Here is a 19,770-nt window from a genome sequence, read left to right as displayed (position 1 = left end):
CACAATAATGTAAACGGAAGCGAAAAAAATCTAAAAATAAATGAAAATATTTTAACTATAAGTGTTCGAAATATTATTAAAGAAAAAACTGAAAAACACAATTCTATATTTACAATTACGACAGTTAAAAAATCATAAGTTTAACCAGAGCGGAACTTGAAAAAAACAATATTTTAAATAAAACTACCGCTAACACGGTATTTCTATTAGCGGGTCGGAAGTTTATATCATAAAGATTTTCGCTAATTGTTCAATTTATTATATTTACAAAGACTTGTTATAAAAAGTCCCCGCCAACAGAAATACCCAACCGTTGCCCGCAATATGAAAAAACTGTCTCAAATTTTAACAATCGCAATTTTGATGTTGAGTTGTGACCTTAAACAGAAAACTGAACAGAAAACTTTTGAGAAAGTTGAATCGGGATTAGGAAATTACGAAGAAAAAGACCAAATGAAAAAAATGGAGTTTTTAAAAATTAACGTGTTTACCGGACTTAAAAACCTGAACTCAGGATTCGACTCGGAATCAATATATTATTTCTCAGAATCTGATTTTGAAATCGTACTTGACCGCGTTGAAAAACTTGGAATTGGAATTATGGGAATTGAACCATGGTTGGACGAAGATTTTTATGGAGTTAAAGTATTTGAGGATTTCAATATGGAAGCAACTGACCCAAAATGGTATAGAAAAGCATTTACAGAATTTAAAAAGGACAAAAAGAATTTAATATATGCTGCGAGTTACCAAGTTCCAGAAAAATTATTAGTTAAATAAAAATACTGCGGGCAACACGGTATTTCTATTAGCGGGGCGGAAGTTCCTATCATCAAAATTTTCGCTAATTGTTCAATATGTTATATTTACAAAGACCTGTTTTAAAAAGTCCCCGCCAACAGAAATACCCAACCGTTATGGTTAATATTTCAAGGCCGCTTTTTTAGAAATTTTTTTTTGAGTTTTAAAACTTGATTTTTATTCAAAATTCTTAAAATATGCTGAATTACACTTTTGACAAAAAGGAAAATAATTACGGTTGGAAATTTAAAGAATGGAAATTTACAGTGAATAGTGGAAAAAACTACACTTCAAAACTTTATCTTGAATTGCGAAACTGACTTAAAATATTAATCATGATCATATTGAATAATGGAAACTACTACTCTTTCTAAAAAATTATTGAACTGACTAAAAATTTCAGCCTAACAAAAAACTTATTGGAGAAGAAATACTAACCATAACACAATATTTCTACAAGCGGGGAATAAGTTTTTAGTTGAAGATTTTAGATGTTTTCACTACATTCGTAAATAGAAAAGGTGGTTATATTAAGCCCCGCCTGCAGAAATACCCGGACGTTAGCAACAACGCCATAGAAAATTTTGCATCAAATAAGCGGTTCTGAAATTATCAAAATTTGAACTTTAAAGAAACTGAATTCAGACCAAATTTTCTTTGCGCAAAAGGTCTAAATTCTGTTTCTATTATTGATTCTGAAAAATCCACCAAACATTCCAAAAGCGTGAATTAGACAAAATTATCAACGACTTTTATTACTAACTGTTCAAGCCAGATTTGTTCTATTTTAGACAAGAGATTGCGCCGGAATAAAATATTGAACCAAACTTTGCGCACCAACTTTGTGAATAAAATTTGAACTGAAAATAAATATTTTTGCAAGTAGACAGACCAGAAAACTGTAAAGTTATTGCGCAAAACTGAATGAATAATTAAAAAAAATTAGAGTTTTAACCATAAAATAATGGATGGAAAATTCAAAGAAAACTGTTTAGAGATTGGAAATAGGCGCAATTGCTAACACGGTATTTCTGCAAGCGGGAAAGAAGTTTTTAATCGAAGATTTTTGCGATTAAGTAAGTTTCTTGCTAATAGAAAGTTTTCGTATTTTTATCCCGCCTGCAGAAATACCCAAACGTTAGCAACAACGCCATAGAAAATTTCGCATCAAATAAGCGGTTCTGAAATTATCAAAATTCGAACTTTAAAGAAACTGAATTCAGACCAAATTTTCTTTGCGCAAAAGGTCTAAATTCTGTTTCTATTATTGATTCTGAAAAATCTACCAAATATTCCAAAAGCGCTGAATTAGACAAAATTATCAACGACTTTTATTACTAACTGTTCAAGCCAAATTTGTTCTATTTTAGACAAGAGATTGCGCCGGAATAAAATATTGAACCAAACTTTGTGCACCAACTTTGTAAATAAAGACGGAACTAAAAATAAATATTTTCGCAAATAGACAGACTAAAAAAAACTGTAAAATTATTGCGGAAAACTGTTTGAATAATTAAAAAAAAATTAGAGTTTTAACCATAAAATAATGGATGGAAAATTCAAAAAAAAACTGTTTAGAGATTGGAAATAGGCGCAGTTGCTAACATGGTATTTCTGCAAGCGGGAAGGAAGTTTTTAATCGAAAATTTTTGCGATTAAGTAAGTTTCTTGCTAATAGAAAGTTTTCGTATTTTTATCCCGCCTGCAGAAATACCCAAACGTTAGCAACAACGCCATAGAAAATTTTGCATCAAATAAGCGGTTCTGAAATTATCAAAATTTGAACTTTAAAGAAACTGAATTCAGACCAAATTTTCTTTGCGCAAAAGGTCTAAATTCTGTTTCTATTATTGATTCTGAAAAATCCACCAAACATTCCAAAAGCGTGAATTAGACAAAATTATCAACGACTTTTATTACTAACTGTTCAAGCCAGATTTGTTCTATTTTAGACAAGAGATTGCGCCGGAATAAAATATTGAACCAAACTTTGCGCACCAACTTTGTGAATAAAATTTGAACTGAAAATAAATATTTTTGCAAGTAGACAGACCAGAAAACTGTAAAGTTATTGCGCAAAACTGAATGAATAATTAAAAAAAATTAGAGTTTTAACCATAAAATAATGGATGGAAAATTCAAAGAAAACTGTTTAGAGATTGGAAATAGGCGCAATTGCTAACACGGTATTTCTGCAAGCGGGAAAGAAGTTTTTAATCGAAGATTTTTGCGATTAAGTAAGTTTCTTGCTAATAGAAAGTTTTCGTATTTTTATCCCGCCTGCAGAAATACCCAAACGTTAGCAGAAATTTAAAAAAATCGTGAAATATTTACAATTTGTTTTAATACTATTTTTAATATCTTGTTTTGATAACAAACAAGATATTAAACTTGTCAAGGTTGCTTATTACGACAACAAATATCAGATTGAAATCGTTACAGATTTGAATGAAAAAAGAATTTATTTTTATAATACAAAAAATTACGGTCCTACTCCATATCCTCCTCCAACTATGGAAACATTTAGTTCCGAAATTGGATTTGAAAATTATAAAAAAGAAAGTGCAGAATACGATAATCAAAATTATATATCTCCTTTTAGTGCAAAATTAACAGAAATTGAAATTACTGACATTAAAAATAGGTCAAAAGTTATGATGAATCAAAAGTCTGAAGTATCAGAATTTAATGCCTTTCACACGAATGTTCTAATATTTGACTCAAATGGTAAATTTAAAAACTTAAATTTTGATCAGGTAATTAGTAAATTTAATAAAAATTATTTGTCTAATATTTTGAATATTGCAAAAAGTAAAACTAATAATAATGCAAACTTGAAAATTCTAAATGAACTTACAGAAGAATTATAAAAAACTTCTGCTAACACGGTATTTCTATTAGCGGGTCGGAAGTTCCTATCATAAAGATTTTCGCTAGTTGTTCAATTTGTTATATTTACCAAGACTTGTTATAAAAAGTCCCCGCCAACAGAAATACCCAACCGTTAGCAGACATTTATAAAAACCTGTACTAAAAGAAAATCATCGCATGAAAAAAATATTATTTTTAATTATTATTTGTCAATTTAGTTGTAAAGGTCAAGAAGATTGTCCACAAGGAATTAATTTATTGCCAATGTATGGAGAAGTAAAAAAATGTAAACAACAAATTGACTCTGATAAAAATTTTATTTTAGAATCAGAAAAAAAATTTGGAGATAGTAAAAAAGCATCAGAATATTATGTTTCAAAAGGTTGGGAATATTTTTATGACAATGACAACGAAACATCTATGAAAAGATTTAATCAAGCGTGGCTTTTAGACAATACTAATTCACAAATTTATTGGGGATTTGGAAATTTATTGGGAAGGTCAAATAAATTTGAAGAATCACTAAAATTCTTAAAAAAATCCATACAAATTGACCCAAATAAACCTGAAGTTTACGAATCTATATCAGTTAGTTATGGACAATTATTTTATAAAACAAAAGATGCTAAATTTTTAAACTTACGACTTGAAAATCTTAAAAAAGCAATGAAAATTGAGCCTAGAAATGGAAGAGTTTTAGGAGAAATAGCAAATACATATGCATATTTAAAACAAAAAGACAGTCTGATTAAATATATTAAAAAAACAGATGAAATTGATTCTAAATTTGTAAATCCAGAAGTAAGAAAACTTACAAAAAAGAAATAAACATCTGCTAACACGGTATTTCTATTAGCGGGGCGGAAGTTTATATCATCAAGATTTTCGCTAATTGTTCAATTTGTTATATTTACAAAGACCATTTATAAAAAGTCCCCGCCAACAGAAATACCCAAACGTTGTGCGTCACTTTAAAAACAGATATATAATTCAAAGTTTTCAAAAAATCAATTTTAATCTATGAAAAATATAACATTTTAAATGAAAAATTTAGAGTCATTAATTACCGACCAAGAAACATGGACATCTGCTGAAGGATCAAATGATGGAGTAATTTTCCTATTAAGATTCAGACCAAATCTTCAGGCGTTTATTAGCACTGAGAAATATAATGAGAGAATAACTTTGACTTGGAATTATGATTCTGACGATAGTTCATTAATGCCTACCGAAAAAGAAATGGAATTAATGGAAAAAGTTGAAAATTCTTTGGTAGACGTTCTCGAGAATGATTTGCAGGCAATATTATCTTTTGTTTATTTAGGAGATAATCAAAAGCAATGGCATTGGTATTCCAGCAATGTTGAAGAAACTGGCAAAAGAATAAATGATGCTTTGTCAGATTTTGAAATACTTCCAATTGAACTTTCATCAGAGGAAGATCCCAAATGGTCTGAATATAATGCTGTCATTGACGGCGCTGATGATTCTGATTACGAAGAACTCGCTGAAAAATAAAGCGAACGCACAACACGGTATTTCTATTAGCGGGTCGGAAGTTCCTATCATAAAGATTTTCGCTAATTGTTCAATTTGTTATATTTACAAAGACTTGTTATAAAAAGTCACCGCCAACAGAAATACCCAAACGTTATGTGACATTGTCAGAAACCACGCGCTAAATGGAACAGAAATTATTTTCGAAATTGATTTTTGAATTTTTAAATGAAAATTATCCAGAGTTTATTAAAACAATAAAATTCCAAGATGATGGTTCTTTTGACTGTGATTTAAAAAGTGAATCAGGAATATTTTCAATTTGGATTGCTACATATAATTGTGAAATCACTATCGGAATTGAAGACCCAAATGGAAAAACTGACATTCACAGTCATATTTCTTGTTATGAATTGGACGATTTAGAAACTTGTTGTGAGGAATTGTCTTCATTTATCGAAAATATCAAAGCCGACAAATTAATTTTGTATCAAAACAAAGATGGAAAATATGATTGGATTGAAACAATCAATTTTGAAAATTTAAAAGGAAGTAAAAAATATTCTTGGCGAAAGTAATCACAACGCCACATAACAGCGGTTTTGCAATAGTGCGGGATTTTCGCAAGTTTAAAGATTTTACATATTTCGAAATTTATTTTATAATAGCAAGATTTGTCATATTAATCCGCACCATCGCAAAGCCGCAAACCGTTAGGCAACATTTGACCAGACCACCGAAAATCGGAACAAAATGAAATTAATCGTAGGTAATTATTACGAAAGTATAAAATGTGAGAGCTTTAAAGATAACGAAACTGGAAGAATTCGAGTTAGACCTTTAGATGGACAAAATTTACCGACAAATTTGGTAATTGAATGTAGTAAAAGCGAAAGAGAATCAAACCCTATTGGAACAAAGTTTATAACGGAAAATGTAAAAGTCTGCCAAAAACCAGATGGACGAATTTATTTACGAGCAAAAGACCAGTTCATTAAAAAAATAGATTAGAGGAATGAAAATTGACAAATTAAAATCGGAATATCTAAATCTGACTAAAATTTGTGCGGAAATAGATTACTCTGACAAAAAATCTGTAAAAAGAAATAATTCTGCGGTTAAAAGAATGTATATAATTATGAATCTACTTTCGGAAAATAATAACGAAACTGAAATTCTAAACTTTGCGGAATTACTTACTGTTGATGAGAACAAAACTAATCTTTGGCTTGCAGCTCAAATGCTCGAAAAATTGAACGTTGACAAAAAAACTGAACAAAAAGCATTGAAAATAATTAAAAAAGCAGCTAAAGGAAATGGAACAGAAGGAATGGGATTTCAAAGTTGGTTAGCTGAATATAAATTAAAGAATTGAACAAAATAAAAAACGTTGCCTAACAAGGTATTTATACAAGCGGGTATGAAGTTTTCATCGAAGATTTTAGCCATTAATTAAGTTTTTAGCAAGTAAAAAGTTTTCGTATTTTTATCCCGCCTGCATAAATACCCAACCGTTAGCAGAAATACTCTCCACACAATGTACAAAATTCCCACTTTATTAATTTATTTATTTTGCAGTTTAACGCTTGTCAATTGTTCTACAAAAAAGAAATCCATAAAAACGACTAAAAAATTACAATCTTTGGATTTTAAGTATATTGAATCCAATTTTAATAAAAATTATATTTTCATAGGGTATTTTAAATGTGATGATCTTAACATTAGAGTAGAATCCACAGCGGATAAATCAGATTTCAAACATTTTATGAAATTGGGAAATCCTGAAGAAATAACATTTTTTTCAAGCCAAAAATTTTACTTGAATACAAATTCTAATGCAAAATTATTTGTCAAGGAAGGAATATATTATATTGAAAGGCTTGCTACAGAAAGAAAACTTTTAGGAATGAATTATCCTAGAAGAAATACAATCTATGAGGTGACTTTTACCAATAATGAACTAGTTTTAAGAAACTTAACCACAAAAGAATATTGTGAGAAATATGAAATAATAAATTGGTAAGTACTTCTGCTAACACGGTATTTCTATTAGCGGGTCGGAAGTTTATATCATAAAGACTTTCGCTAATTGTTCAATTTGTTATATTTACAAAAACTTGTTATAAAAAGTCCCCGCCAACAGAAATACCCAAACGTTGTACGACATTTTAAATAAAACCATTTATGAAAAAAAATTTAGTTATAATATTAATTTTTTACAGTTTTTTGAATTTATATTCTCAACAAAATCAAACGGATTATTTTTCTGGGAACCGAACTTATTGCAAAAAACCTGATAACGAAAGAGTTAAAAAAATATTTCCTCTTGGAATAAAATGTATCCAGCAAAATCAATATCTTGGAAGTGCTGTAGAAATTTTTACTGAAGTCATAAAAATCGATAGTACATTCTGTGACGCATATTTTTGGGCAGGTTATACTTTAAGATTAAGTGGTATGAATAAAGAAGCAGTTGCTTTGTATTATGTTGCAGATAGCCTTGCACAAAACAAATCAATAGAATTTAAACAAAATCTTGCAACAACTAGTATGTTGATTGGAAATTTTAATCTTTCAAGAAAAAAATATACAGAAATAACAAAATATTTTCCAGAAAGTCCTGAAGGATTTTACGGGATTGGATTAACTTCTTTATTTATTGAAGATTATTTGAATGGACTTGACAATATAAATATCGCAGAAAAAAAATACAGTTCTGAAAATAAAGATTGTCAATCTCTAAAGGCTGTTTTATTGACTCTTAATGAAAAATACTTGGAATCAATACCATATTTTGAAAAAGTCGAAAATAAATTTAAAAAAGATGACACTTTTAACGGTTGCTATGCATTGAGTTTAAAACAAATAGGAATTAAAAATTCCGATGAAAAAATGATAAAGAAAGCCAAAAAATATTACGAAAAGATAACAAATAAAAGTGGACTTCCTGAGAAAGTGAAATTTGCATTCAAAGACACTTAAAAAAACGTCGTACAACATCGTATTGGCAATAGTGCGGAGAAATCGCAAGTTTAACTATTTTAGATGTCCCGAAGATTAATTTATAATAAGAAAGTTTCCGCGTTAAAGCCGCACCATCGCCTATACGCGGAACGTTAGCCACAATCTTCCCAAAAGTACGTTTTAAAATGAAATTTAGTATATGCAGTCTGGTTTCCTTTATATTGTGTTTTAATTGTTGTAGTAAAAATGAAGATATATACAACTTAAAATCGCAATTAAAAAAAGTACCATCAAAATTATTACGTTTTGGAACTAAAGAAGAATATATAAATTCTCAGTACAAAATTGATTATTCCGAAAAAGGGTATATTAAAATTGCTTATCTAAATAATAGTATTAGTCAAAATAAAATTAATGCAGTAAAATTATTGAGAGTAAAAAATAAATATTATAATGGTTACGACTTAGATGAAAAAGACAGTTTAAATACTAATTCTTATTTATATCTATCACTCAATCCTAATGATTCATACCAAAGAATATATAACCTAAAAACATCCGATGATACACCGCCACCTCCTTATGAATTTCCAGTTTATAATGATAGTATTATTTTTAAAAAAAATGGAAACCTAACAAAAATGTTCATAAAAGACAATAATACAAATAGAATTAAATCTACGATCATCTATTATGACTCCAATTTTAGGATTAAAAAAATTGAACAAAAAATTTATGATGTTATTATTAATTATGAATAATAAAGACTGTGGCTAACACGGTATTTCTATTAGCGGGTCGGAAGTTTATATCATAAAGATTTTCGCTAATTGTTCAATTTATTATATTTACAAAGACTTGTTATAAAAAGTCCCCGCCAACAGAAATACCCAACCGTTACCATACATACAAAAAACCAGAACTATGAATCAAGTTAAAGTATTAAAACAAGACGAATTTTACTGCAGAATATTAGTTACAAGTGAAAGTGACTATTTTGGATTGGACGGACTAATTGAGTTAAGTGGAAAACTTCTATCAACTAATAAAACTTTAGGAGTTAAAGTTGCAAACCCAAGTTGTAAAATATACTGTATGACAGACAATCATTCAAATTATATGGGAATTGAAAGTCGCTTGAGTGTTGAAACAGAAATGATGTAAATATGCCACGAATTGAACTTCGCACTGAAATAAAAGCGGATAAGAGAATAGTTTTCGACCTTTCAAGAAGTATCGATTTACATAAAATTTCAACCGAACATACAAATGAAAAAGCAATTGCGGGAAAAACGAGCGGATTAATAGGAATGGATGAAAGCGTTACATGGAGAGCGAAACACTTTGGAATTTATCAAAATCTAACTTCCAGAATTACGGAGTTTGACCGACCAAAATACTTTGCTGACGAAATGGTAAAAGGAGCGTTTAAAGAATTTAAACACGAACATCATTTTGCGGAATTGAATGGAGGAACTTTAATGACTGACTTTTTTGATTACAAATCACCTTTTGGAATTTTAGGAAAATTAGCAGACGAGTTGTTTCTTAAAAGATATATGACTGAATTACTAACAGAGCGGAATCGGATTGTAAAGGAATTTGCGGAATCTGAAAAATGGAAAAAATTTTTAACTGAATAATGTACGTATGGTAACAAAGTATTTCTATTAGCGGGTCGGAAGTTCCCATCATAAAGATTTTTGCTAATTGCTCAATTTGTTATATTTACAAAGACTTGTTATAAAAAGTCCCCGCCAACAGAAATACCCAACCGTTACCATCAATTTTAAAAAGAATCGTTTTTATATGAATAGTAGATATTTTAAAAAATTTTGGGAAGAAACAACCGGAGAAGAATTGACCGATTCTTGGGGTGATTCAACTTATTTTTTCGAAACAGATAAAAACTTAAATGTTATAAAGCAAATTCAACTTTTCCGAAATGGCAAAATCCTGAAATATGACGAACAGTATTTAGAAGATGAATTTGGAGGTTTAGCAGATCAACAACTTGAAATTGCTGAATTTATTGACAACGAAATAACAGAGGTTGAGTTTTTAGAAATCTGGAATAAACCGCACTAAAAATAAACTATGGAATTACTTTAGAAATATGGAATTGAAAAATGATTCAAATGCTAATTCTCTTTCTAACTGTCAATTAAGAATCTAACTTCAAAAAAAACTGCTGGTAACAAGGTATTTCTATTAGCGGGTCGGAAGTTTATATCATAAAGGTTTTTGCTAATATTTCAATTTGTTATATTTACCAAGACTTGTTATAAAAAGTCCCCGCCAACAGAAATACCCAACCGTTACCACACATTTTAGAGCAAATTGAGAAATTGGAAAAACATAGAATGGATTTTTGAAAAGGATGGAGCCTTACGAGATATTTATGTCCAAAACGCAACGATTTCGGATTGGCAAAATGTTGTTGATTTATTAAACTCTGAATACAAATTGACTTTTGGAGTTTGGGGAGATAATTTGACAGACAAAATTGATTTTGAAGTTGTGAAAATAATGTTCGCGGACGAAACTGGCGAATTGGAAATTAAATCTGCAACAATTGATTTAAACGGAATCATTATTAAGTGCTACTTCTTTCTCGAAAACCAAATTGAGTTCGACATAAATCCAGCCGAAATTAAAACGGAATTAGAATTTAATAAGATTTCAAATTTCATGAAATCCATTAGTTTGAAATTAGAAAAACAGATAACTCTTTGTGGTGAAAATCAACCTGAATTTCCGCTAATTAAAATTGACACTAAAAACGGAGTTGAAAAAATATTAAGTGAAAAAGAGGCTAAAAATTTATGGAAGAAATTAGACAAAAACATTAGCCTTTATGCGAAGTTAAAGTCAAATATAATCATGAAATACTTTCCAAAATTATTTGAAAGGAGAATTCTGGAAAGTGGAAATAAAGAATATAAATCAACACCTATAGAAAAAAACGCGTGGTAACACGGTATTTCTATTAGCGGGTCTGAAGTTCCTATCATAAAGATTTTTGCTAATTGTTCAATTTGTTATATTTACAAAGACCATTTATAAAAAGTCCCCGCCAACAGAAATACTCAAACGTTGTAGGCAATCCCCCCTATACCCCCGAATTGACTTCTCAAGCTAACGTTTGGTGCGTATAGAAAATATTTTCTAATTTTATTAAGCTCTTTGCAAGGCCGATTTTAAAATTGTTGCGTAATAGCACGGGTGCAATCCTGGTTGAGATGTATGTGATGACTTCAGTGGCGGTCTAATTGATTAGAACCCCGTTCAGAATATTTTTTTTGCCTAAAGAACATCTCCTTAGAGTATTTTTAATCATTAATTTTTGAAAATATGAATGAGAACAAAATTTCAATGGAAATTATCAATTCAAATGCTGCAGGAATTGATATTGGTAGCCGATCTCACTGGGTTGCGGTTGGCCAAAAAGAGGAAGATATTAAAGAGTTTGGTGTTTTTAATGAGGACTTAAAAAATCTCTCAAATTGGCTCAAAGAAAAAGACATTCAAACCGTTGCAATGGAAAGTACAGGAACTTATTGGCAAGCACTTTATGCTATTTTATTGGCTGATGGATTCCAAGTGATTTTGTGTAATGGCAAATTCACTAAGAATATTAAAGGCAGAAAAACAGATGTTCAAGATTGTCAATGGATTCAAAAACTACACAGTATAGGCCTTTTAACAGGTAGTTTCCTTCCAGATGAAATTACAGAGAAGCTCAGAACCTACTGTCGTCATCGTGCAAATTTATTAGATTCTGCAGCAAGCACTTCAAAAAATGCAAAATATTTACGGTTATTAAACCTTCGATTAGATGTTGTTGTTAATGACATCTGTGGTTTAACTGGATTACTCATCATTCATGCGATTTGCAACGGAGAAAAGATCCTTTAAAATTAGCCGAATTAAGACACGGTAATTGCAGAAAAACAGAAGAAGAAATTTCAAAAGCACTTCATACTAATGGTAGAGAAGATTATTTATTTGCCCTCAATCAAGAGCTTGAGATGTATGAAGTCTTGCAAAGTAAAATTGTACAATGCGATGTAGAAATTGAGAAAATCTTAAACTCAACAATCGGAAAAGACGACAATAAAAGACAGCATCACATTGAACCTAAAAACACAAAAATTAATAAAACACTCCTAAAAATATCGACTTAAATTTAATGGCCTATCAATATTTTGAAGGTGTAGATTTACTGGCAATAGAAGGAGTTTCCTATTCAACCGTACTTTCAATAATGAGTGAAGTTGGATTAGAGGGTATCAAGAAGTTCCCGACTGCAAAACACTTTGCAAGCTGGTTGAGACTGACCCCAAACAATAAAATAAGTGGTGGTAAAATACTTTCTAATAGGATCCCAAAAGGAAGTAACCGTTTAAAAATCGCTTTAAGAAATGCAGCAAATGCGATTGGTAATCTAAAAGACTCAACACCATTATCGGATTTTTTCAAGCGAATCAATTTTAGAAAAGGTCGAGTATCTGCAATCTCAGCAACTGCAAGGAAATTAGCAATCATCATTTGGAATATGGTCGTTAAAAATCAAGCTTATGTCAATCCGGAAGGCTACTTATTTTTGGATGAAAAAAGAAAACTAGGCTTAGTAAAAAGGATTCAAAAACAAATTACTAAATTTGGTTTGACTAATGAAGAAATTAATTTCGCAACTAATTGATTGTGAGCAAAAAAGAAAAACGTTAGTCAGAATTTAAAACCAGAACAAAAATGAAAGATTTCAATCTTAAATTAAAGCCATTTGATTCACTTCCGTATTCCGACGAAAGTTCTGAAATACTTAATATTGATTATGATTTATGGACTTTGAGAATTACTTTGAAATTTTTTAAAAGTGATAATGTGATTTACGTCGTATTTAAAAACGTAATAGGATTTAGAGTTTTAGATGAAGGAAACTTATTAGAATATTGGAATCCAGAAATAAGAGTTTCTGGTTGGATGTGGGAAGTGGAAGAAGGCGGTTGGTTTGATATGGAAAAATTGAGAACTGAATTTGTTGAAGGTTTACACGAAAATAAATTAAGAAAAGAGTATTTGTTAAGTGGCATTAACGATTGCGTAAGTGTAATTACAACTTCTAAACCTGAAATACTATATTCAGAATAAAAATAAACTGCCTACAACACGGTATTTCTATTAGCGGGGCGGAAGTTCCTATCATCAAGATTTTTGCTAATCGTTCAATTTGTTATATTTACAAAGACTTGTTATAAAAAGTCCCCGCCAACAGAAATACCCAACCGTTATGTGCAATTTGAGATTCGGCTTCTAATAAAAGCAGTCTTTAATGAAACGTAAAAAGGTGGGTTTTGAAATAAGAAAATAGATGTATTTTCTTCAAGCCTTACAAATGAGATTTGCGGAAAACTTTATTTTCAAAGCGAAGCCGCTTTAAGGCTTGGTGAAGTTATGAGAAAAAAATGACAAAGTCAAGTTTTTTATTATAACTATTTCAAAACCCACGTTTTAGAGTGATTTATTTAGACTGGATTTAAAAAAACTGCACCTATCATTACGGTCTGATAGGAGCAATATTTTTAAATCATTTATTAAGAATCCTCATGCCTCAAACTGTGCTTGCTTTTATTATCTTAGCAAAGAATAAAACAACACATAACAAGCGATAAGCACAATTGCCTGCCGCAGGCGCAACACAGGCAACTGCGCCTATCGCCAACCGTTATGTGCAATTTGAGATTCGGCTTCTAATAAAAGCAGTCTTTAATGAAAGGAAAAAAGGTGGGTTTTGAAATAAGAAAATAGATCGATTTTCTTCAAGCCTTGCAAACGAGATTTGCGGAAAATTCATTTTCAAAGCGAAGCCGCTTTAAGGCTTGGTGAAGTTATGAGAAAAAAATGACAAAGTCAAGTTTTTTATTATAACTATTTCAAAACCCACGTTTTAGAGTGATTTATTTAGACTGGATTTTAAAAAACTGCACCTATCATTTCGGTCTGATAGGAGCAATATTTTAAAATCATTTATTAAGAATCCTCATGCCTCAAACTGTGCTTGCTTTTATTATCTTAGCAGAGAATAAAACAACACATAACAGGCGATTGCTGCAATTACCTGCCGCAGGCGCAACACAGGCAACTGCAGCAATCGCCAACCGTTACCTGCAATGCTAACTAAATAAGTTCATAAATGAAAAATATCGGAATCTTCTTTTTACTATTTTTTTTAACTTCTTGCAATGAAAATAAAATTATTAAAAATAGTATTATTTTAAAGGATCCATCAGATATTTATGACTTTAAAAATAAGGTTCACTCTCATTTCGATATAATTGGCGACGGTTCTAAAACACGATTCTACTTAACTGACAAAGATTGGAATTATCTTGAAAAAAGTTTTATAAAAAATAAAATCTATGATCTAAAGGATAAAAAAATTGGATTTTATACTAATTCAATTGACTTTGGATATGCTTTGAAAATTGAAACTAAAAAAGAAATCTTAACGTTGAAAACAGAAGGATTACTTTCAGACAAAAAGGGATTTTTAAATGATGAAAGTCAAAAGTATGATAAATTCGTGAGAGAAGTTTTTTCATTAGCAAATTGGAGAAGTGAAGATTCAGAATTCTCAAAAAAGCAAGTTGATTCAATGGTTAAAAAATATTACTCGGAAAACTATTGAACAAGCACTTCAGGTAACATGGTATTTCTATTAGCGGGTCTGAAGTTTATATCATCAAGATTTTCGCTGATTTTTCAATTAGTTATATTTACCAAGACTTGTTATAAAAAGCCCGCCAACAGAAATACCCAACCGTTATGCGACATTTTATGAAGACACCGCTAATATTAATATTTTTTGTTTTAAATACATTCCTCTTAAATGCACAACTTTCTAAGTTTGCATTGATTGACGGTATTGATAAATCACCGGTCAGTTACGCAAACATAAAATCTCAAAATAATGATTTCGGAACGTCATCTGATTCTCTAGGAAATTTCTTTTTTGAAAAGGAATCCAAAGTTTTAATAAACGCTGTTGGATATGAGAAAATTACGCTTGACTTGACGCAAAATAATTCCGTCATAGAACTTTTTCCAAAAGAAAAACTACTTCAAGAAGTCATATTATTCAAAAGAAAAAACCAAAATAAAATACTGCTTGACGAATTTAAAGCATCAAAAATTAATAAATATTATGGATTATCTGCAACAGAAAATTCGTCATGGATAATCGGAAAATTCTTTGAAAACAAATCTTACAAAAGTAAATTTGTAAAAAACATAAAAATTGCAACCAACAGTATGGTGCAAAATTCAATTTTCAACGTTAGAATTTATTCAGTTGATAATTATGGTAATCCTTTGAATGAATTATATAACGAAAATATTATTGGAATTGCAAAAAAAGGGAAACATAAAACTAATGTAGATTTATCATTCACAAATGTTATAATTCCTGAAAGTGGAATTTTCATTGCTGTAGATTGGATCAAAAATCAAAAAAATTTATATGAATATAAATATATAATGAAAAATAGTAGCGAAAAACTGTTAGGTAAATCGTACTCTCCTTCTTTCGGAAGTATTCTAAGTCAGGATGAAAATAAGACGAAAATTTTTAGAGGTAACAAGTGGCAACCAGCAATTAAAGACATGACCAATAACACAAATAGTTACTGTATTCTTGCTATGGAACTGACATTAACAGATTAAAAAAAACGCCGCATAACATCGTATTGGCAATAGTGCGGAGGAATCGCCAGTTTGACCATATTAGGTATTCCGAAGAATATTTATAATAGAAAAAGACGGTTTTTTTAGCCGCACCATCGCCAATACGCAAAACGTTAGTAGCCATTTTAGAACCCAAACAGAATAAGAAATGAATAGAACTTTAAAAATTATCTTAATTATTATTTTATCAATTGCAATTATTATCGGAATAGTATTTTTTATTGCTAACGGAAAGATGAAAAAGTCAAACTTAGCAAAACAAAACGCTGACAATATTATTGAAAATTTAGATAACCAAAATATCTTAAAAGAATTTCCAGACAAAAACTTTCCTGACAAAGCACAAATTCAAAACCTTATTTCTGGAATTTCACAAAACTGTGACTGGAAAAAAAAAGATGGAAAATTCGTTGACTTTTTCACAATGAAAAACATTGGTGGAGTTGACCAAACTGCATATATTTATGAATATTATCTTAAATGTGATAGTTTAAGATTTATTTTGACATACAATATGGATAAAGAAAAACCTGAATTATCTAGATTTGATATTCAACCTTTAGAAGAACCAAATGAAATGATAATCTATCCAGAAAAACAACTGAAAAATAGAAAGTAAAAAAAACGGCTACTAACACGGTATTTCTATTAGCGGGTCGGAAGTTTCTATCATCAAGATTTTCGCTAATTGTTCAATTTGTTATATTTACCAAGACTTGTTATAAAAAGTCCCCGCCAACAGAAATACCCAAACGTTATGTGCAATTTGAGATTCGGCTTCTAATAAAAGCAGTCTTTAATGAAACGTAAAAAGGTGGGTTTTGAAATAAGAAAATAGATGTATTTTCTTCAAGCCTTACAAATGAGATTTGCGGAAAACTTTATTTTCAAAGCGAAGCCGCTTTAAGGCTTGGTGAAGTTATGAGAAAAAAATGACAAAGTCAAGTTTTTTATTATAACTATTTCAAAACCCACGTTTTAGAGTGATTTATTTAGACTGGATTTAAAAAAACTGCACCTATCATTACGGTCTGATAGGAGCAATATTTTTAAATCATTTATTAAGAATCCTCATGCCTCAAACTGTGCTTGCTTTTATTATCTTAGCAAAGAATAAAACAACACATAACAAGCGATAAGCACAATTGCCTGCCGCAGGCGCAACACAGGCAACTGCGCCTATCGCCAACCGTTACCTGTAATTGTATAAAAATGACTTCCCAAAACCAAATTTCTATAATTTTTATTTTTTTAATTATTGTTAGTTGCAATAAAAAAAACGATGAATGGACTCAGACCAATTTTGACAAGAATATATCGCAAAATGATAGTATAAAAATGATGAATAAATTATATGACCCCGAGGAATTTTATAATGATTCTATTTCGGGAAATAAAAAAACATCGTTTATTACTTACGACAATGATTATAACAAGAATGTTTGCGAAGCAGAACTCATAAAAGATACATTAAATATTAGTATTGGGTTTTCAAGTGGATTTTCATCAAAAGGTTTCAGAATTTTATATCATGATAAAAAATATAAAATTGAACCATATTACGGAACGGATAATATTGCAGTTTTCGTAGATGATAATGGAAAAGAGGTTTACGAAGAACCTCCAAAACATTATTTCAAGAATCAAAAACTAGTATTAAATAAAACACAGTATAAAAAAGGAGATAGTATTTATGGGTATGTTGATTTTTCATCTTTAGAGGTCGGAAAAGATCAAAACTTAAATCATAGTGGTAAAGGATATTTTAAAACTAAGATTGAGTAAAAAACAACTCCAGGTAACATCGTATTGGCAATAGTGCGGAAGAATCGCAAGTTTAACCATTTGAGATATTGCGAAGATTAATTTATAATAGAAAAAGTCGGTATTTTTAGCCGCACCATCGCCAATACGCGAAACGTTGGCAGTCATTTTCAAATGACCACAGAAATTAAGATTTATAAAAATGAAAAAACTATTATTTCTCGTAACACTTTTTACATTTACTGTTTCAGTATTTGGCCAAACACAAGAAAATTTGAAAACTCATTGGGCAGAGGAATATAAATGGAAAATTGGCTCAAATCAGGAAGACAATTCTAGCCATATGATAGAACTACTCAGTGGCAACGAAACTTTTGACAATTGGACAATACTTGGAACAATGATGTCATACAAAAATGTAAAAATTTCTAATACTGACCAAATAGTGGAACTATACAGAAAAGCATCAATAAAAGAATCACCTAAAGCGAAATTGGCTATTTTAGAAACTAACGAAACAGCAAAAAACATTTGGGTGCTTTTTAAAGTCGAAACACCCAGTTTTCCAAACGATCCGAAACCAGAATCACAATTATATTACGCAACTCAAGGCGAAACAACACTTTATGTAAATTTTATCGCAATTAAAGAAAAAAAATTATCGAAAGACTTTGTGGAAAAATGGTCAAAAGTTTTTAAAGATAGTGAATTTGTATATCAGTAGAATAACAACGAACTGCCAACATATTCTATGACAAAAAGCAAGCGAAAATTGAAAAAATTAAGCAGCAAACTTTTGTAGGTTAACAAAGTTTGATTCTCGTTGGATCACCGCAAAGATTCTGTAGACAATTTTACATTTTATATTGTTTAAAACCAGCATCGTATGTTTTCCTTCCGCTTTTTTCCGGGTATAATAGTCTTTCAGTTCAGGATCGTATTTAATTGCAGTGAGCGAGACCATATGTAAAAGCGATTTCATCTTTTTATCCGCCAAATGACTGACTCTTGTTTTCCCCTTAATGCTGGTTCCAGAGGTGTGTTCGAACGGTGCTACACCGGAATAACACGCAAATTTTCGCCCGTTTGTAAATGCCGTAAATCCTTTGGTGACCATTAAAAGATAGACGGAAGTGATTTCACCGATTCCCGGAATACTTTTTAGAAGTTGCTGCTGTTTGTACAGTACTTCATCTTCGCGGATCAGTTTTTTAATCTTATCATCCAGCATTGCAAGCTGTTTTTTCAGGTGTTTCACCGTTTGACGATTGATGGCTTTTACGCTGCCGAAAACTTCTTTGCTGAGGAACATTTCGTTTTCCATGGTTCTTTCAAAAACTTTAATGGCAGCAATGGTTTTCTCGCGTTCAGCAAATACGATTTTTAGTTGCTGGAGATTCAATTCCGGAAGTACGGAAAGCGTGATTTTATCGGTGTTGCGTTTGGCGTAATATGCAATTTCTTTAGCGTCTACTTTATCACTTTTGCCGCGCGTAATTCCCAAAGAACGTTTTATTTCCAGGGCAGGAACCTGCGCATAATCGAGTTCGGTTTCGCTCAAAACCAAAGAAAGCAAGGAGGAATAAATGCCTGTGTTTTCAAAGACGAAAAGCATTTCCTTCAAATCGTGTCCGCCTTTTTTGAGGTCTTTTAAAAATAAGTTCAAGGATTTCTGAGTGTTGAGGAGTTGCCCTCTTTCCAGCTGCTGATCTTCTGTTACCAAGCAATAATCGAGGGTTAATTTAGCCACATCAATTCCGAGGTAAGTCCTGTAATTTTTCATAATTTAGTAGGGTATTAAATTAAATGTTGAAATTCTTTAAAATCTTTATTAGATCTGGGTAATCTGGTATTCTATCTAAAGCTGTTTCAACTGATTAAAACAAGACAGAGGACTGATATGTTAGTGAAGTCTATTAATCTTTAACGGTATTTCTAGTTCACCTCTGTCTTGCTTATTTAAAGGTATTAATTTTATGAATGTAAAGTAAAGACGGTATTTCTATTAGCGGGTCGGAAGTTCCTATCATAAAGATTTTCGCTAGTTGTTCAATTTGTTATATTTACAAAGACTTGTTATAAAAAATCCCCGCCAACAGAAATACCCAACCGTTACCTGCAATCCCC

Annotated in this window: 24 protein-coding genes; 23 read left to right on the top strand and 1 reads right to left on the bottom strand. The window is 30.6% G+C overall.

Annotated elements, in window-relative coordinates; translation table 11 throughout:
• Positions 1–324 precede the first annotated feature (324 nt).
• From Q73A0000_RS05695 to Q73A0000_RS05595, 23 genes are all read left to right on the top strand, one after another.
• Entirely contained in the window at positions 325–780 is a 456-nt protein-coding gene (locus tag Q73A0000_RS05695) for a hypothetical protein (RefSeq protein ID WP_244140818.1), read from the top strand.
• Positions 781–3,122: 2,342 nt separating this feature from the next.
• Positions 3,123–3,671, top strand: coding sequence for a hypothetical protein (locus tag Q73A0000_RS05690; protein WP_193813102.1), 549 nt, complete (start codon positions 3,123–3,125; stop codon positions 3,669–3,671).
• 178 nt (positions 3,672–3,849) lie between these two features.
• Entirely contained in the window at positions 3,850–4,500 is a 651-nt protein-coding gene (locus tag Q73A0000_RS05685; RefSeq protein ID WP_193813101.1) for a tetratricopeptide repeat protein, read from the top strand.
• Between the two features lie 213 nt (positions 4,501–4,713).
• Positions 4,714–5,190: a DUF695 domain-containing protein gene (locus Q73A0000_RS05680; protein WP_193813100.1), complete on the top strand. Its 477-nt coding sequence runs from the start codon at positions 4,714–4,716 to the stop codon at positions 5,188–5,190.
• A gap of 188 nt (positions 5,191–5,378) precedes the next feature.
• A complete protein-coding gene (locus tag Q73A0000_RS05675; RefSeq protein ID WP_193813099.1) occupies positions 5,379–5,747 on the top strand; it encodes a hypothetical protein in 369 nt (122 codons plus the stop codon).
• A 175-nt stretch (positions 5,748–5,922) separates the two neighbouring features.
• Complete coding sequence (locus Q73A0000_RS05670; protein ID WP_193813098.1) at positions 5,923–6,180, top strand: hypothetical protein; 258 nt, start codon at positions 5,923–5,925, stop codon at positions 6,178–6,180.
• A gap of 4 nt (positions 6,181–6,184) precedes the next feature.
• Complete coding sequence (locus tag Q73A0000_RS05665; RefSeq protein ID WP_193813097.1) at positions 6,185–6,544, top strand: hypothetical protein; 360 nt, start codon at positions 6,185–6,187, stop codon at positions 6,542–6,544.
• A 267-nt stretch (positions 6,545–6,811) separates the two neighbouring features.
• Positions 6,812–7,192 (top strand): hypothetical protein, encoded by a 381-nt coding sequence (locus Q73A0000_RS05660; protein WP_193813096.1) that lies wholly within the window; start codon positions 6,812–6,814, stop codon positions 7,190–7,192.
• A gap of 161 nt (positions 7,193–7,353) precedes the next feature.
• Entirely contained in the window at positions 7,354–8,151 is a 798-nt protein-coding gene (locus Q73A0000_RS05655; protein ID WP_193813095.1) for a tetratricopeptide repeat protein, read from the top strand.
• Positions 8,152–8,318: 167 nt separating this feature from the next.
• On the top strand, positions 8,319–8,894 hold the full coding sequence (locus Q73A0000_RS05650) for a hypothetical protein (RefSeq protein WP_193813094.1): 576 nt from the start codon (positions 8,319–8,321) through the stop codon (positions 8,892–8,894).
• A 163-nt stretch (positions 8,895–9,057) separates the two neighbouring features.
• Positions 9,058–9,297, top strand: a complete 240-nt coding sequence (locus Q73A0000_RS05645; protein ID WP_193813093.1) for a hypothetical protein — start codon at positions 9,058–9,060, stop codon at positions 9,295–9,297.
• A 2-nt stretch (positions 9,298–9,299) separates the two neighbouring features.
• Positions 9,300–9,776: an SRPBCC family protein gene (locus tag Q73A0000_RS05640; RefSeq protein WP_193813092.1), complete on the top strand. Its 477-nt coding sequence runs from the start codon at positions 9,300–9,302 to the stop codon at positions 9,774–9,776.
• Positions 9,777–9,942: 166 nt separating this feature from the next.
• Positions 9,943–10,221 (top strand): hypothetical protein, encoded by a 279-nt coding sequence (locus Q73A0000_RS05635; protein ID WP_193813091.1) that lies wholly within the window; start codon positions 9,943–9,945, stop codon positions 10,219–10,221.
• Positions 10,222–10,473: 252 nt separating this feature from the next.
• Positions 10,474–11,109: a hypothetical protein gene (locus Q73A0000_RS05630; RefSeq protein WP_193813090.1), complete on the top strand. Its 636-nt coding sequence runs from the start codon at positions 10,474–10,476 to the stop codon at positions 11,107–11,109.
• Positions 11,110–11,487: 378 nt separating this feature from the next.
• Entirely contained in the window at positions 11,488–12,051 is a 564-nt protein-coding gene (locus tag Q73A0000_RS16955) for an IS110 family transposase (RefSeq protein ID WP_244140817.1), read from the top strand.
• Positions 12,027–12,320: a hypothetical protein gene (locus Q73A0000_RS16950; protein WP_244140816.1), complete on the top strand. Its 294-nt coding sequence runs from the start codon at positions 12,027–12,029 to the stop codon at positions 12,318–12,320. The genes Q73A0000_RS16955 and Q73A0000_RS16950 overlap by 25 nt, the downstream gene beginning before the upstream one ends.
• Positions 12,321–12,325: 5 nt before the next feature.
• Positions 12,326–12,838 (top strand): transposase, encoded by a 513-nt coding sequence (locus tag Q73A0000_RS16945; RefSeq protein WP_244140796.1) that lies wholly within the window; start codon positions 12,326–12,328, stop codon positions 12,836–12,838.
• A gap of 50 nt (positions 12,839–12,888) precedes the next feature.
• A complete protein-coding gene (locus Q73A0000_RS05620; RefSeq protein WP_193813089.1) occupies positions 12,889–13,287 on the top strand; it encodes a hypothetical protein in 399 nt (132 codons plus the stop codon).
• Positions 13,288–14,329: 1,042 nt separating this feature from the next.
• Entirely contained in the window at positions 14,330–14,824 is a 495-nt protein-coding gene (locus Q73A0000_RS05615) for a hypothetical protein (protein WP_193813088.1), read from the top strand.
• A gap of 149 nt (positions 14,825–14,973) precedes the next feature.
• Positions 14,974–15,858 (top strand): hypothetical protein, encoded by an 885-nt coding sequence (locus Q73A0000_RS05610; protein WP_193813087.1) that lies wholly within the window; start codon positions 14,974–14,976, stop codon positions 15,856–15,858.
• A gap of 169 nt (positions 15,859–16,027) precedes the next feature.
• Complete coding sequence (locus tag Q73A0000_RS05605) at positions 16,028–16,498, top strand: hypothetical protein (RefSeq protein ID WP_193813086.1); 471 nt, start codon at positions 16,028–16,030, stop codon at positions 16,496–16,498.
• Positions 16,499–17,217: 719 nt separating this feature from the next.
• Complete coding sequence (locus Q73A0000_RS05600; RefSeq protein ID WP_244140815.1) at positions 17,218–17,664, top strand: hypothetical protein; 447 nt, start codon at positions 17,218–17,220, stop codon at positions 17,662–17,664.
• 181 nt (positions 17,665–17,845) lie between these two features.
• Positions 17,846–18,367: a hypothetical protein gene (locus Q73A0000_RS05595; RefSeq protein ID WP_193813085.1), complete on the top strand. Its 522-nt coding sequence runs from the start codon at positions 17,846–17,848 to the stop codon at positions 18,365–18,367.
• A 57-nt stretch (positions 18,368–18,424) separates the two neighbouring features.
• Here the strand turns inward: Q73A0000_RS05595 and Q73A0000_RS05590 are convergent, their stop codons facing one another.
• A complete protein-coding gene (locus Q73A0000_RS05590; RefSeq protein ID WP_193813084.1) occupies positions 18,425–19,426 on the bottom strand; it encodes a transposase in 1,002 nt (333 codons plus the stop codon).
• Positions 19,427–19,770 lie beyond the last annotated feature (344 nt).

Source organism: Kaistella flava (ex Peng et al. 2021) (assembly GCF_015191005.1).
GTDB classification, from domain to species: domain Bacteria; phylum Bacteroidota; class Bacteroidia; order Flavobacteriales; family Weeksellaceae; genus Kaistella; species Kaistella flava.
Note: the sequence above shows the minus strand (reverse complement) of the source record. Positions and strands in the feature narration are given on the sequence as shown.

Bases quoted from the DNA above. Each gene is read 5' to 3' on its own strand.
- Q73A0000_RS05615 (WP_193813088.1), top strand. From the start codon at position 14,330: ATGAAAAATATCGGAATCTTCTTTTTACTATTTTTTTTAACTTCTTGC.
- Q73A0000_RS16955 (WP_244140817.1), top strand. From the start codon at position 11,488: ATGAATGAGAACAAAATTTCAATGGAAATTATCAATTCAAATGCTGCA.
- Q73A0000_RS05680 (WP_193813100.1), top strand. From the start codon at position 4,714: ATGAAAAATTTAGAGTCATTAATTACCGACCAAGAAACATGGACATCT.
- Q73A0000_RS05620 (WP_193813089.1), top strand. From the start codon at position 12,889: ATGAAAGATTTCAATCTTAAATTAAAGCCATTTGATTCACTTCCGTAT.
- Q73A0000_RS05645 (WP_193813093.1), top strand. From the start codon at position 9,058: ATGAATCAAGTTAAAGTATTAAAACAAGACGAATTTTACTGCAGAATA.
- Q73A0000_RS16945 (WP_244140796.1), top strand. From the start codon at position 12,326: ATGGCCTATCAATATTTTGAAGGTGTAGATTTACTGGCAATAGAAGGA.
- Q73A0000_RS05640 (WP_193813092.1), top strand. From the start codon at position 9,300: ATGCCACGAATTGAACTTCGCACTGAAATAAAAGCGGATAAGAGAATA.
- Q73A0000_RS05595 (WP_193813085.1), top strand. From the start codon at position 17,846: ATGAAAAAACTATTATTTCTCGTAACACTTTTTACATTTACTGTTTCA.
- Q73A0000_RS05605 (WP_193813086.1), top strand. From the start codon at position 16,028: ATGAATAGAACTTTAAAAATTATCTTAATTATTATTTTATCAATTGCA.
- Q73A0000_RS05590 (WP_193813084.1), bottom strand. From the start codon at position 19,426: ATGAAAAATTACAGGACTTACCTCGGAATTGATGTGGCTAAATTAACC.
- Q73A0000_RS05610 (WP_193813087.1), top strand. From the start codon at position 14,974: ATGAAGACACCGCTAATATTAATATTTTTTGTTTTAAATACATTCCTC.
- Q73A0000_RS05670 (WP_193813098.1), top strand. From the start codon at position 5,923: ATGAAATTAATCGTAGGTAATTATTACGAAAGTATAAAATGTGAGAGC.
- Q73A0000_RS05665 (WP_193813097.1), top strand. From the start codon at position 6,185: ATGAAAATTGACAAATTAAAATCGGAATATCTAAATCTGACTAAAATT.
- Q73A0000_RS05650 (WP_193813094.1), top strand. From the start codon at position 8,319: ATGAAATTTAGTATATGCAGTCTGGTTTCCTTTATATTGTGTTTTAAT.
- Q73A0000_RS05685 (WP_193813101.1), top strand. From the start codon at position 3,850: ATGAAAAAAATATTATTTTTAATTATTATTTGTCAATTTAGTTGTAAA.
- Q73A0000_RS05600 (WP_244140815.1), top strand. From the start codon at position 17,218: ATGATGAATAAATTATATGACCCCGAGGAATTTTATAATGATTCTATT.
- Q73A0000_RS05635 (WP_193813091.1), top strand. From the start codon at position 9,943: ATGAATAGTAGATATTTTAAAAAATTTTGGGAAGAAACAACCGGAGAA.
- Q73A0000_RS05655 (WP_193813095.1), top strand. From the start codon at position 7,354: ATGAAAAAAAATTTAGTTATAATATTAATTTTTTACAGTTTTTTGAAT.
- Q73A0000_RS05695 (WP_244140818.1), top strand. From the start codon at position 325: ATGAAAAAACTGTCTCAAATTTTAACAATCGCAATTTTGATGTTGAGT.